This is a genomic window from Thermosipho melanesiensis BI429 (assembly GCF_000016905.1).
In the GTDB taxonomy this organism is placed as follows: domain Bacteria; phylum Thermotogota; class Thermotogae; order Thermotogales; family Fervidobacteriaceae; genus Thermosipho; species Thermosipho melanesiensis.
In genome coordinates this window covers 43,637-57,309 of the sequence record NC_009616.1, presented here as the reverse complement: position 1 = coordinate 57,309, position 13,673 = coordinate 43,637, and the positions used below count along the sequence as shown (strand labels likewise).

Below are 13,673 nucleotides of genomic sequence, written 5' to 3'. Positions count from 1 at the left end.
GTGACACGTATGGCTAAGATGTTAAGATTTAGTGAAGAAGCAAGAAGAGCTCTTGAAAGAGGTGTAGATGCAGTTGCAGATGCAGTTAAGATTACGTTAGGACCAAAAGGTAGAAACGTAGTTATTGAAAAATCCTGGGGAAGCCCTACGATTACAAATGATGGTGTTTCAATTGCAAAGGAAATAGAACTTGAAGATAAATTCGAAAATCTTGGTGCACAACTTGTAAAAGAAGTTGCAAGTAAAACAAACGACGTAGCAGGTGATGGTACGACAACAGCTACAGTTCTTGCTCAAGCAATGATTAAGGAAGGTATTAAAAACGTTACAGCAGGTGCAAATCCAATTCTTGTAAAAAGAGGAATTGATAAGGCAGTAGCAGCTGCAGTTGAGAAAATCAAAGATATTTCAAAAAAATTATCAAATTCTGATGATATTGCTCACGTAGCATCCATTAGTGCAAACAGTGAGGAAATTGGAAAATTAATTGCTGAAGCAATGGAAAAAGTTGGAGAAGATGGAGTTATTACCGTAGAAGATAGTAAATCAATTGATACGTTTGTTGAATTTACAGAAGGTATGCAATTTGACAGAGGATATATTTCTCCATATTTCGTAACGGACCCTGAAAAAATGGAAGTTGTATACAATGAACCTTTCATTCTTATTACAGATAGAAAACTTTCAAATATAAAACCATTAATACCAATCCTTGAAAAAGTTGCGCAGACGGGAAAACCATTGGTAATAATTGCAGAGGATGTTGAAGGTGAAGCATTAACAACACTTGTACTTAATAAACTAAAAGGCACACTTAATACGGTAGCAGTAAAAGCTCCTGGTTTTGGAGATAGGAGAAAAGCAATGCTTCAAGATATAGCAATCCTTACTGGTGGAATTGTGGCAAGTGAAGAAGTTGGAATTAATCTTGAAGATTTGACATTGAATGATCTTGGAAGAGCAGATGTTGTAAGAGTAAAGAAAGACGAAACAATCATTGTAGGAGGTCACGGAGATCAAGAAGAGATTAAGAAGAGAATTGCTCAAATTAAGGCACAAATTGAACAAACAACATCTGAATATGAAAAAGAAACATTACAAGAAAGAATGGCAAAGCTTGCAGGTGGTGTAGCAGTAATTAAAGTTGGAGCAGCAACAGAAACAGAATTAAAAGAAAAGAAACACAGAATTGAAGATGCGTTATCTGCAACAAGGGCAGCAGTTGAAGAAGGTATTGTTCCAGGTGGAGGAATTACACTACTTCGTGCAAGAAAACCGGTTGAAAAAATTGTTGAAGAATTAGATGGTGATGAAAAGATTGGTGCAAAGATTGTTTACGAAGCATTGAGTGCTCCTATTAATCAAATTGCAAAGAATGCAGGTTACGATGGTGCAATTATTATCCACAAAGTTCTTGAGCAAGATGATCCAGCGTACGGTTTTGATGCGTTAAAAGGAGAATACTGCGATATGTTTGAACGTGGAATTATTGATCCCGCAAAAGTTACAAGAAGTGCACTTCAAAACGCAGCATCAATTGCAGGTATGCTCCTTACAACAGAAGTACTTGTAGTTGAAAAACCAGAACCAAAAAACAATAACCCAATGCCAGAAATGCCAGAATATTAATAAAGTTTAAAGATAAACAAGCTTCCCCGGAATTTTCCGGGGAAGTTTTTTTATTGACTAATGCAATTAATATGTTATACTTTAGTTAGGGAAAACTAATTAAGGAGGTTATATCATGAAAAAATTGTTAGAAGTTAAAAATTTATATGCATCTGTAAGAGATGAAGATATTAAAATATTAAAGGGTGTAAATTTAGAGATTGGACAAGATGAATTACATGCTATTATGGGGCCAAATGGTTCTGGTAAGTCTACACTTGCGAATGTTATAATGGGTAATCCTAGATATAAAATAGATGAGGGAGATATTATTTTCGAAGGAGAGAGTATAAAAGATCTTACTTCGGATGAACGTGCAAAAAAAGGAATTTTTATGACATTTCAAAATCCTTATGAAATTGAGGGAGTAAAGTTTAATAACTTTCTTTTGACATCGTATAGAAAGATTCATGGTGATGATGATTCATATAAGATTTTGAACGAAAGAATTCAAAGTATTTTGGAAGAATTAGTTGTTTCAGATAATTTTTTGAATAGATTTTTAAACGTTGGTTTTTCTGGAGGAGAAAAAAAGAAAGGAGAGATCTTACAAGCGAGATTTTTATCTCCTAAACTTTTGATACTTGATGAAATAGATTCTGGTTTGGATGTTGATGCATTAAGGATAGTTGCAGCGCAAATTAATAAGATAAGGAAAAGTGGAACGAGTATTTTAATAATAACACACTATAAGAGAATCTTAAATTATTTAGATGTGGATAAAGTGCATGTATATACAGATGGAAGAATAGTAAGAAGTGGAGATTTTTCATTAGCAGACGAAGTGGAACAAAAGGGATATTCGACAATAGTGAGGTGAAATTATGTTTGATGTAAAAAGCAATGAAGAAAAGTTTAATTATATAGCAAACATTGAGCCAGAATATGTAAGTTTGCCTGGTTTAACGCCAAAGATAATTGAAGAAATTTCAGATATAAAGGAAGAACCAAAATGGATGCGTGAGCATAGATTAAAATCTTTAGAGATTTTTCAAAGATGGCATAATCCGAGATTTGGTGTAGATATTTCTGGTTTAGATTTGAGCAAAATTATTCCTTATATAAAACCAAAGGCAAGGAAAAATACAACATGGGATGAAGTTCCGGAGGAAATTAAAAAAGCTTTTGACAAATTAGGCATTCCTGAAGCGGAAAGAAAATATTTTGCAGGTGTTGGTGCACAATTTGATTCTGAAATTGTTTATCAAAATATAAAAGAGGAATTGGAAAGTTTAGGAATAATTTTTCTAGACATGGAAAGTGCGGTAAAACAATATCCTGATCTTGTAAGGGAATATTTTATGAGATTAGTTCCTACGCATGATCACAAATTTGCCGCATTACATGGGGCAATTTGGAGTGGTGGAACATTTTTGTACGTTCCAAAAGGTGTTAAGGTTCCAATGCCATTACAGGCATATTTTCTCATGAGTAATCCTGGAATGAGTCAGTTAGAACACACTATAATAGTTGCAGATGAAGGTTCAGAGGTTATATTTATAGAAGGTTGTTCTGCTCCAAGGTATAATGTAATTAACTTACATACGGGTATGGTAGAAATATATGTAAAAAAACATGCAAAGGTTAAATATATGACTATTCAAAATTGGAGTAAGAATACATATAATTTAAACACAAAACGTTCAATTGTTGAAGAAGATGGTGTAATGTCATGGGTTTCTGGTTCATTAGGGAGCATGAAAACAATGTTATATCCAATGACCATTCTAAAGGGGAAAGGTGCAAAAGCAGAAAGTTTGGGTATTACCTATGCAGGTCCGGGTCAACATATGGATACGGGTTCTAAAGTAGTGCATCTTGCACCTTACACAAGCTCAACTATAGATGCAAGAAGTATAAGTGTTGGAGGAGGTTGGGCATTTTATAGAGGACTTTTGAAGGTGGCTAAAGATGCTAAGAAAAGTAAATCTCATGTACAATGTACCGCTCTTATGTTGGATAATTACTCAAAGAGTGATACCGTTCCTATTATTGAGGTTTACAATAACGATGCCGATATTGGGCATGAGGCGAGAATAGGTAGGATTAAAGATGAACAGATTTTCTATCTTATGTCTAGAGGATTGAATGAGGCTGAGGCAAAAAGTATGATTGTAAAGGGGTTTATTGAACCAATAGTAAGTAGTTTACCATTTGAATATGCGGTTGAATTAAATAGATTAATTGAAATGGAAATAGAATCAACAATAGGGTGAGGTGTTTTGTATGGAAAAAACATTAGAACTTGTATTAAATGATGAAATTACAGTTGTATCAAAACCAGAAGAGTTTTTTGAAGGAGATTATAAAGATATTTCGGATGTTTTGAATAATATAGAGAATAGGTTTTTAAGAGAATACGTTGAGAAAAAGTATGGAGAGTATATTAAACTTGGTTTTCCAAAGTGGAAGAGATTAAAGTTAGAGAGGATAAATCTTCCCAAGTATAGATATGTTGATTATTTTAAGGATGTGGATTTTGAGATAGACTTAATTGATTTTGAGGGTGCGAATAGAAAATTTGTCTTATTGTCTGATATATTTTCTTCAAAGGGTGAATATTTAAAGGTTAAAGAAAAGAAAGAGATTTTTAAGGAATATGAAGATGAGATAACAAATGACTATTATCAAGTTGAAGATGAACTTACGGTTGTAAGGATTTTAAGGACTAATGATTTTTCGAATAATACATTAAGATTCGAACTTGGAGATAATGCGAAACTTAATTTGTATAATATACACGTTACAAAAGATAGTTCTTTTTCTGTAGATAATGTCTTTATTTGGACAAAAAATAATTCAAAAGTAGTTGTAAAAGATGTTTATATTGGTTCTGGTAAGATAGCAGGTTATTTGGGTGTAAAGATGGGAAATAAAAATGCTAATGTGCAAATAAAACCATATTTTTTGGGGAAAAATAGTGCAATTTTTGATCTGTTATATCTTTTAAGATTTGTTGGAATTGAAAATAAAGGTTCAATACGAGCTGAAGGAGCTTTAATGGATAGTGCAAAGGTAGTCTTTCGTGGTATACTTGATTTGAGAAGAGGGGCAAAAAATAGTGAAGCAGAGGAGTTTGAAAAGTGTATATTACTTTCGAAAAACTCAAAAATGGAAGCTATCCCAAGTTTATTAGTCGATGAAAATGAAGTAGTAGCCTCACATGCTGCAAGCTCTGCACCATTAGATGAGAATTCGGTATTTTATTTAATGAGTAGAGGGTTTAGTGAAAAAGAAGCAAAGAGATATATTTTAAACGGTATATTCGAAACTCTTGTAGAAGAATTAACTATTTATGGGGTTGAGGGGTTGATAAAAGATGCTCTCGAAGAATATACGGGATGATTTCCCCGTTTTAGAAAGGAAGATAAATGGAAATAACATTGTATATTTTGATAGTGCTGCAAGTACATTAAAACCAAAAATGGTTATAGAAAAGCTTTCAAATTTTTATCTTAATAATTACGCAAATGTTCATAGGGCAGTTCATACACTAGCATCTGAATCTACTCAGATACTAGAAGCTTCTAGGAAAAAAATTGCAAAATTTTTAAATGCACAAGAGGAAGAAGTAATTTTTACTTCTGGAAGTACCATGTCTTTAAACCTTGTTGTAGAAAGTTTTGTAAGAAGTGGAATACTTAACAAAGATGATAATGTTTTAGTAACTATGGTAGAACATCATGCAAATTTCGTTCCATGGATTAGATTGTCAAAGTTGCATGGTTATAATGTTTTAGCGGTTTATCCTAGTGGAAGGTTTGGCGAATTAAAATTAGAAGATTTTAATGTAAAAGTTAATCCAAAAATCGTGGCTATAACAGCTCAATCAAATGTTACAGGTCAGTTGATTGATATAAAAAAGATAAGAGAAAAATTTCCAAATGCAATTTTTGTTGTAGATGGTGCACAATTTTTACCTCATGCACAGATTGATGTAAAAGATTTGGATATAGATTTTTTGGTATTTTCTGCTCATAAAATGCTTGGTCCTAGTGGTATAGGTGTTTTGTGGGGTAAAAGAGAACTTCTAGAAAAAATGGAGCCATTTTTGTATGGTGGAGAAATGATAGATAAGGTTAGTTTAGATGAAATTACATTTAATGTTTTGCCTTTTAGATTTGAAGCGGGTACCCCAAATATTGCAGGAATTGCAGGTTTTTCATTTGCATTGGAATATTTGGAAAGGATAGAAATGAAAAAGGTAGAAAATCATATTAGAAGGCTAACGGAGTATGCTTTGGAAAAAGTTAGTAAAATTGACGGTGTAGAATTATATGGTCCACTTAATGAGAGCCAATTGGGTATATTAAGTTTTAATGTAAATGGTGTACATCCCCATGATATTGCGCATTTGTTAGATGAAAAGTTTGGAATAGCCGTTAGAAGTGGCCATCATTGTGCACAACCTTTAATGAGTATTTTAAAATCCCAGAGTAAGTTAGACGTATTTCCAAATAGTACATGTAGGGCAAGTTTTTATGTATATAACACTTTAGATGAAATTGATAAACTAATTTATGCTATTAAAAAGGTAAAGGAGTGGTTTGATGTACTCTGAAATAATAATGGATTATTCTAAATTGACAAAATACAAGGGAAAGTTGGATAACCCTACAGTTGTAGAAGAAGGAAAAAATTTATCATGTGGTGATGAAATTAAGTTGTATTTAAAGATAGAAGATGATAAAATAATAGATGTTAAATTTGAAGGAATAGGTTGTGCAATAAGTCAGGCATCGACAAATTTAATGATAGAGAGTATTTTGGGAAAATCAAAAAGGGAAGTTAAAGAGATTTTGAAAAATATTTACTCTATGGCAAGAGGAGAAGAATATGACAAGGAAAAAATTGGAATAATAAAGGAACTTGAAAATATAAAAAAATATCCAATGAGAATAAAATGTTTTTTACTTTCATGGAAAACACTTGATCTTGCCTTAAAAGAAAAATTGTGAGAGGAAGGGAAAAAATTATGGAAAAGAGAATACTGAATATAGTTCTTTTTATTCTACTGGTATTTGATTTTCCATTTTTGATGTTTTCATATTACGTGTTTTCTGGATTGAAAGATTATCCAGCTTATATTTTTCTTATTGGATATTTAGTTGCGCTTGTTTTTTTTGGCATTCCAACTGTTTGGGTTGTGTATAAAAATGTAAAGAATGTAAAAAAAGGAAGAGGATTTAATATTCCTTTATTTTCTTCCATAGCCCTTTTTATAGGTAATTTTTTGGCAGCAAGTTTTGTGGGAATATTTGCAACTAAAATTAGAGAACTCCCCTTGGAAACATTAGCTTTAAGACTTAGTGGTGCAATTGCAATCAACGTTAATATAATAGCAGTATTTTTGGTTATGTATTCGAAATTTATGGATTTAAAAGAGGTTAAGAAATATTTTGATAAATTTAAATTGGGAATATCAACCAAGGTTATGGTTTCAGTGCTTTCTGTTTCACTTTGGATTGGCCCCTTTATACTAAGATACCTTTATTCAAAAGGAATTTTATCTACGCAAAATAGTTGGAATGTTTCTTTTATAAGTATATTTTTGAACTTGTTTCTCGCATTCTTTTTGCTTGGAATTATTAAGTTGATGTTAAAGCCGGTTGATGTGTTAAAAAATGGTTTGAAAAAATACGCATCTGGAGATTTTAGATATGAATTAGAAATTAAATCAAATGATGAGTTTAAAGATATAGCATTAAGTGTACGTGATATGGTTGAAAGTATAAGAAAGATAATGGTTGGTATTAATCAAGCATCTAGGGATTCGGAATTCGTTTCAAACACTGCAAGTGAAGGTTTTAAAAATCTTTTGACCTATATTGAAGATATGGAAAAGGCTTCTGAGATACAAAAATCAGCTATAGAGAAAATTAGTGCAGCGGTTGAGGAGATTTCTTCTAGTTTGGATGAATTGTCCAATCAAGCGGTAGCTTTAAATAGTACTGCTTCTGAAACGTTAGGTATTAACGAAAAGTTAAATCAAAACTCTAAGGATGGTAAATTAAGATTAGAAGAAGTCGAAAAAGTTAATGAAAAAATTTTAGAAAGGTATGATGAACTTAACAGAAAGATAGAAGATTTTCTATTGTCAACTAAAGATATTGAAAATATTGTGTTAACCATACGAGATATAGCAGAACAAACAAATCTGTTGGCATTAAATGCTGCAATTGAAGCAGCAAGAGCGGGAGAAGCTGGGAAAGGTTTTGCGGTGGTTGCAGATGAGATCAGGAAGTTGGCGGAAGAAACAAAGAATGCAACAAATACTATAACTGAGACAATTATGAAGTTGGACGAAAAAACAAGGATTATTAATTCTGAAACAGGAGAGATGAAAAAAGAGTTTGAAGGTTCAAAAAAGAAATTCAAACAACTTGCTGATATATTTAATGGGATTTTTGAAGCATTTAATGAACTTTCTTCTATTGTAGATGTGCTTGCTGCCCATTCCGAAGAACAGAATGCATCCGTCGAAGAAATGGATAGTGCTACTAATGAAGTGTTAAATCAAATACATGATGTGGAAAATAAGTCTGAAGAAGTTTACAACTTATCAGAAGATAGTTTAAAAATTGCTGTGAGTCTTGAAGAAAGTATTAAGAATCTTTCTCGAAATGTGTTAAAATTAAGTGAAGAGGTAAGAAAATTTAATATTTAAGTGATATAATTGTGTTAGAGTCCTCGGGGCAGGGTGAAAGTCCCGACCGGCGGTGAAAGCCCGCGAGCCCGTTAAGGGTTGATCCGGTGAAATTCCGGAGCCGACGGTTAAAGTCCGGATGGGAGAGGACAATGCTATATGCATTTACCTCTCCCTCCTATGAAAAGGAGGGATTTTTTTGGAAAAATACATGAAGCTTGCTATTGAACTTTCAAAAAAAGGTATAGGAAAGGTTTCACCAAATCCCCTAGTTGGGGCGGTAATTGTAAAGAATGGTAAGATTATTGGTATGGGTTATCATGAAAGATATGGCGGTTTTCATGCAGAAAGAAACGCAATTTTAAATGCAAAAGAAGATGTAAAAGGCTCATCTTTGTTTGTAAATCTTGAACCTTGTTCCCACCATGGAAAAAACCTACCATGTGTTGATTTAATAATTTCTTCCGGAATATCTAAAGTGTATATTGCCAGTGTTGATCCTAATCCCCTTGTAAATGGAAAAGGTATAGAAAAATTGAAAAAGAACGGTATTGAGGTAGATGTTGGGCTTTTAAGTGATGAAGCAAAATATTTAAATAGGGTGTTTTTTAAGTATATTACAAAAAAACTTCCTTATGTTGCTTTGAAAGTAGCACTTACTTTAGACGGTTTTATTGCGGATTCAAATGGAAATTCAAAGTGGATTACAAAACAAAATTTTAATGTTTCACACTCTCTTAGAAATTTTTTCTCAAGTATTTTAGTTGGTGCAAATACTGTTTTGAAGGATAATCCAAGGCTTACTTGTAGAAACGGTGGAAGAAACCCTGTGAGAATTGTTTTAGATAGAGATGGGATTACTTTGGGAAGAGGTTTTAACGTTTACAATGAAGAAGCAAGAACAATAGTTTTTTCAAAATGTTGTCAAGGTACTTTGGAATGTTATCCAGAAACTGAACCTTTTGATATATTATCTAGACTATATAATCTTGGTATAGATTCTGTATTAATAGAAGGTGGTGCAAGTGTTCTATCACAATTTTTAAATTTTGCTGACGAATTACATTTATTTTATTCTACAAAAATTTTTGGTAGAGGACTTTCACCTTTTGAAAATATAATAAAATTTGTTTCACAGAATATGGAGTTTAAAATAAGGAATTTAAAGCGATTGGAAGATGAATTTTACTTGGAGGTATTTAGAAATGTTTAGTGGTATTATCGAGCATTGTACAAGAGATTTTCTTTTAAGAAATGGGGAGTTGGAAATAAAACTTCCTTTTAAGTGTGAAATAGGGGATAGTGTTAGTGTAAATGGGGTATGTTTGACGGTAAAAAGAGTATATAATTTTTGGCATTATTTTGATGTAGGAAATGAAACTATGAAAATTACAAATCTTTCTTTTTCGAAATATTTAAATATAGAACGTGCCTTAAAGATAGGTGATAGGTTAAACGGTCATTTTGTGATGGGACATGTAGATGGATTAATTAGATTAGTAAAAACTGTTAAATTATTTTCAACTGTATATATGTATTTCACATTACCAAAGGAGAGATTTGCAATTGTTCGGAAAGGGTCAATTGCATTAAATGGAATAAGTTTGACTATCTCAAATGTAAGTTTAGATGTTTTTGAAGTACAAGTTATACCACACACCTTTGAAAATACAAATTTGAAATATTTAGATATAGGTGAGTTGGTAAATTATGAAATTGATATTTTTGCAAGATATGGAGGGAAAAAGAATGAAACCATTTATTTTGATTGATTCTGAAAGAGAAAAAGAAGGAGATTTGTTTGTTCCAGCCCAAATTTGTAATGAGGAGGTTGTTAACTTCTTTTTAGAGAAAGGGAAGGGATTACTTTGTCTTGCTACTTATGAAAAAGGATTATTGGAAAGAGGTTTTTTTAAGTTACCAAGTAATGGTTCAAAGACCAACTTTTTTATACCAGTAGATTATGGAACTGGAACTGGAATTTCGGTATTTGAAAGAACTCAAACGATAAAAAAAATAAGTGAAGGATTAGATGTCTCATGTTTTACCTATCCAGGACATGTCTTTTTGCTTGGTGCAAAAGATGGAAGATGGGGACATACAGAAGCTGCAACATATTTTTCTGAAAAATTAGGTTTTTCACCACATGGTGTAATTATTGAAATTCTGAATAATGAAGGGAGTTCGCACGATTTTGAGTATATATTAGAATTTTCGAAAAAGTATTCTTTGGAAGTTGTTGATATTAGGGATTTGTATAAAGAATATAGCAAGGATATTTTTGGTGTGGAAACAAAAGCAAAACTTCCAACAAAATTTGATGAAAATTTTGAAATTTACACATTTAAGAATGTTTATGATGGCAAAGAACATGTTGCAGTGGTGAAAAAACCATTAGGTTCTGTACCATTTGTTAGAATTCATTCTGAATGTGCAACAGGTGATATTTTTCATTCTTTAAGATGTGATTGTGGAGAGCAGCTTGAAAAGTCGATAAAAATAATTTCAAAACAAGGAGGTATATTAATTTATTTAAGACAAGAAGGAAGAGGAATTGGATTAAACAATAAAATTAAAGCATATGATTTACAAGAGAAAGGTTATGACACAGTAGAGGCAAATTTAATGCTTGGTTTTAAAGAGGACGAAAGAGATTACTATGTAGCATATCTTATCTTGAAAACTTTTGGAGTAAAGAAAATAAGGCTTCTCACAAACAATCCAAAAAAGTCGGAGGAGTTAAAAAAATATGGTTTAGAAGTTATAGATATTCCATTGAATGGTAACTTGAATAAATACAATAAAAAGTATCTAAAAACTAAAGTATTAAAGATGGGGCATAAAATTTCATTGAAAGGGGAGAAAATATGATAGAAGGAAAATTTTACGGCTGTGAAGATTTAAAGATTGGTATAGTTCTTTCTAGATTTAATTCACAAGTAACAGAAAGATTATTAAAAGGTGCTTTGGATTGTTTGAAACGTCATGGAATTAGTAATATAGATATAGTAAAGGTTCCAGGAAGTATGGAAATAGGTTTTGTATTGAAAAGATTAATAAACAAAGATTATGATGCATTAATTGCATTAGGTGCAATAATAAGGGGGGAAACGTATCATTTTGATGTTGTTGCAAATGAGATATCAAAAGCTGTGATGCAACTTAATTTGGAAGGGAAAGTTCCGATTTCTTTTGGCATTTTAACAACTGATACTTTAGAACAAGCAATAAATAGATCAGGAGCAAAGAGTGGAAATAAAGGCTTTGAAGCAGCAATGGTAGCTATTGAAATGGCTCAATTAAAAAGACAATTGATTTAATGTGTACCTGTTGACGAGTTTAATAAATAATGATATAATAATTATCGCGAGCCGAGGTGGTGGAATAGGCAGACACGCATGGTTGAGGGCCATGTGGGCATATAGCCCGTGCGGGTTCAAGTCCCGCCCTCGGCACCAGGTCCCGAAGAGGGACCTTTTTTTGAACCAAGTTTTTTATTTTTTAGTCAAAAGTATATGGGGGCGAACTGGTTTCGACGGGGGTGGAATCCCCCGAGAAGCGAGTCGAGGTTTCTGTGCTCCTCGTAAAAAAAGCACGGAAAAAAGATAAGTGCCAACGAAGAAATTGCATTAGCAGCTTAATTTAAAAAGCTGCCGTCCTACCGGAATTTGGTCGGGGTTCCGGATAGGGCGTGAGAGAACCGACCTAGCAACTTTGAGTCTTCCTTCCGCTCAAGGTTGCGAAATTTGAGGGAGGATAGAAGCTAAGAAGCCTGTCCGTGGGCGTCTTAGCTTCGAATTGTAAAACACGGACTGCGCTCGGAGAAGCTCAGGGGGTTCCACTTTCGGACGCGGGTTCGATTCCCGCCGCCTCCACCAGTAAAAAAAGCGGGTTTTCCCGCTTTTTTTAATTTGTAAATACTTGGTCTAATATAAATTTATCTATTTTTGTTCTTCCTATACGTTTTACCTTTTGTATTGTGTTGTCTATTTTTTTAAAGTTTATGTTTAATTCTTTTTCAATTTCTTTGTAACTATATCCATCTAACCACATTTCAAATATATCCAGTTCAATATCTTTTAAATACAGTGTGATTTTTTCTTTGATTATCTGGATAAATGCGGTTTTTATAATATTTGATTCTTTATCTGCAAGGGAATAATCTGCTTGCTCAGTTCCCTCTTCTTCATCAAATACGTCAATACTCGAAGATTCAGACAATATTTTGTTTTTTCTTCTGTTAAGGTAAGTTATAAAGGTTTGTATTTCACTTTCTATACTTCTCCAAGCAAATGAGTTGAAGGAGCTTTTTTCAAAATTGAAATAGAAAACAGCTTTAATAAGTCCAATAAGGCCATTTTGAACTATATCTTCAAATTCAGCCCATGGGGCATAGTATTTTGATGAAATCTTGACCACCATTGGATAGTATCTTTCAATTATTAATTCCAAAGCCTCCATCAATCCACTTTGGGCAAGTTCAACTAATTTTTCAGTTCTTTTTACTCTCAGGTTGTATTTTATCACTCTTTATCACCTAATGTGTTCTGAAATTTCACCTATGTCGTTTGCAATTATATCTGGCTTTATATTAGTAATATCCTCTTTCTTTGCTTCGCCTGTTAAAACCAATACAGTTAAAACTTCTGCTCTTTTTCCCAAAAGGATATCTGTGTATAGTCTGTCTCCAATTACACATGTTTCATCTTTTGTAACGTTGTGTTTTTTCATTATCATTTCCAAAATTAATGGGTCTGGTTTTCCAAATACAATATCAGGTTTTTTTCCTGTAGTTTTTGTAATAATACTTGCTATTGCTCCGGTATCTGGAATTGGTCCTATTTCAGAAGGACAATTTAAATCCGGATTTGTTAGAACAAAGAGTTTTCCCTTTGAGACATAAATTGATGCCTTTGCAAGTTTCTCATAATTAAGTGTGGTATCGAATGTTACAACAACAATATCTGGATTGTTTTCTACTATTGTATGCCCTGCTTTTTTGAAAATATCTTTTATTTCATTGTTTCCTACAATGTATATTTTTTTTGGTCCAAATTTTTCGTAGAGGTATTCTGCAGTTTCAATCCCGGCAGTGAATATTTGGGAAGCAGAGATCTTTATTTTATCGTTTGAAAATTCTTTAAGATAAGTTTCAATAGATTTATTGGAGTTATTTGTCAAAAAAACAAATTTTTTGTTTGCATTTTTAACTTTTTTCGCAAAACTAATAGATCCTGGGAGTAACTTTCCACTTAATGAAAATGTTCCATCTATATCTAAAACAAACAACCTTACCTTTTTCAATTTTTCCAAGGCATCATCTGTTATTATTGTCATATAATCACCTCAATAGAATTAT

At 32.5% G+C, this 13,673-nt stretch carries 13 protein-coding genes, 1 tRNA gene, 1 other RNA gene and 1 riboswitch; of the genes, 13 read left to right on the top strand and 2 right to left on the bottom strand.

Features of this window, described 5'->3' with window-relative positions; genetic code table 11:
* Positions 1–9 precede the first annotated feature (9 nt).
* The 13 genes from groL to ssrA all read left to right on the top strand — a co-directional run bounded on the left by groL (position 10) and on the right by ssrA (position 12,192).
* Positions 10–1,629, top strand: a complete 1,620-nt coding sequence (gene groL, locus TMEL_RS00300) for a chaperonin GroEL (RefSeq protein ID WP_012056293.1) — start codon at positions 10–12, stop codon at positions 1,627–1,629.
* A gap of 115 nt (positions 1,630–1,744) precedes the next feature.
* On the top strand, positions 1,745–2,488 hold the full coding sequence (gene sufC, locus TMEL_RS00295) for a Fe-S cluster assembly ATPase SufC (protein WP_012056292.1): 744 nt from the start codon (positions 1,745–1,747) through the stop codon (positions 2,486–2,488).
* A 4-nt stretch (positions 2,489–2,492) separates the two neighbouring features.
* Complete coding sequence (gene sufB, locus TMEL_RS00290; RefSeq protein WP_012056291.1) at positions 2,493–3,884, top strand: Fe-S cluster assembly protein SufB; 1,392 nt, start codon at positions 2,493–2,495, stop codon at positions 3,882–3,884.
* 10 nt (positions 3,885–3,894) lie between these two features.
* Positions 3,895–5,013 (top strand): SufD family Fe-S cluster assembly protein, encoded by a 1,119-nt coding sequence (locus tag TMEL_RS00285; protein WP_012056290.1) that lies wholly within the window; start codon positions 3,895–3,897, stop codon positions 5,011–5,013.
* Complete coding sequence (locus TMEL_RS00280; protein ID WP_012056289.1) at positions 4,988–6,229, top strand: SufS family cysteine desulfurase; 1,242 nt, start codon at positions 4,988–4,990, stop codon at positions 6,227–6,229. Before TMEL_RS00285 ends, TMEL_RS00280 begins: the two co-directional genes overlap by 26 nt.
* Positions 6,219–6,626, top strand: a complete 408-nt coding sequence (gene sufU / locus TMEL_RS00275) for a Fe-S cluster assembly sulfur transfer protein SufU (protein ID WP_012056288.1) — start codon at positions 6,219–6,221, stop codon at positions 6,624–6,626. Before TMEL_RS00280 ends, sufU begins: the two co-directional genes overlap by 11 nt.
* Positions 6,627–6,643: 17 nt before the next feature.
* Positions 6,644–8,335: a methyl-accepting chemotaxis protein gene (locus TMEL_RS00270; protein WP_012056287.1), complete on the top strand. Its 1,692-nt coding sequence runs from the start codon at positions 6,644–6,646 to the stop codon at positions 8,333–8,335.
* 15 nt (positions 8,336–8,350) lie between these two features.
* Positions 8,351–8,469, top strand: a riboswitch (FMN riboswitch).
* Positions 8,470–8,513: 44 nt separating this feature from the next.
* Positions 8,514–9,527 carry a bifunctional diaminohydroxyphosphoribosylaminopyrimidine deaminase/5-amino-6-(5-phosphoribosylamino)uracil reductase RibD gene (gene ribD / locus TMEL_RS00265; RefSeq protein ID WP_012056286.1) on the top strand — a complete coding sequence of 338 codons (1,014 nt, stop codon included), beginning with the start codon at positions 8,514–8,516 and terminating at the stop codon, positions 9,525–9,527.
* The gene (locus tag TMEL_RS00260) at positions 9,520–10,086 is read left to right on the top strand and encodes a riboflavin synthase (RefSeq protein WP_012056285.1); all 567 of its coding nucleotides are present in this window, start codon (positions 9,520–9,522) and stop codon (positions 10,084–10,086) included. Before ribD ends, TMEL_RS00260 begins: the two co-directional genes overlap by 8 nt.
* The gene (locus tag TMEL_RS00255; RefSeq protein ID WP_012056284.1) at positions 10,064–11,185 is read left to right on the top strand and encodes a bifunctional 3,4-dihydroxy-2-butanone-4-phosphate synthase/GTP cyclohydrolase II; all 1,122 of its coding nucleotides are present in this window, start codon (positions 10,064–10,066) and stop codon (positions 11,183–11,185) included. Before TMEL_RS00260 ends, TMEL_RS00255 begins: the two co-directional genes overlap by 23 nt.
* Positions 11,182–11,634: a 6,7-dimethyl-8-ribityllumazine synthase gene (gene ribH / locus TMEL_RS00250; protein WP_012056283.1), complete on the top strand. Its 453-nt coding sequence runs from the start codon at positions 11,182–11,184 to the stop codon at positions 11,632–11,634. Before TMEL_RS00255 ends, ribH begins: the two co-directional genes overlap by 4 nt.
* Positions 11,635–11,684: 50 nt before the next feature.
* A tRNA-Leu gene (locus TMEL_RS00245) sits at positions 11,685–11,772 on the top strand.
* 59 nt (positions 11,773–11,831) lie between these two features.
* Positions 11,832–12,192, top strand: a transfer-messenger RNA (tmRNA) gene (gene ssrA, locus TMEL_RS10025).
* A gap of 28 nt (positions 12,193–12,220) precedes the next feature.
* Here the strand turns inward: ssrA and TMEL_RS00240 are convergent.
* Together TMEL_RS00240 and TMEL_RS00235 are read right to left on the bottom strand one after the other, a co-directional pair.
* Positions 12,221–12,841, bottom strand: coding sequence for a sigma-70 family RNA polymerase sigma factor (locus TMEL_RS00240; RefSeq protein ID WP_012056282.1), 621 nt, complete (start codon positions 12,839–12,841; stop codon positions 12,221–12,223).
* 6 nt (positions 12,842–12,847) lie between these two features.
* Positions 12,848–13,651, bottom strand: coding sequence for an HAD-IIA family hydrolase (locus tag TMEL_RS00235; protein ID WP_012056281.1), 804 nt, complete (start codon positions 13,649–13,651; stop codon positions 12,848–12,850).
* Positions 13,652–13,673: the final 22 nt, after the last annotated feature.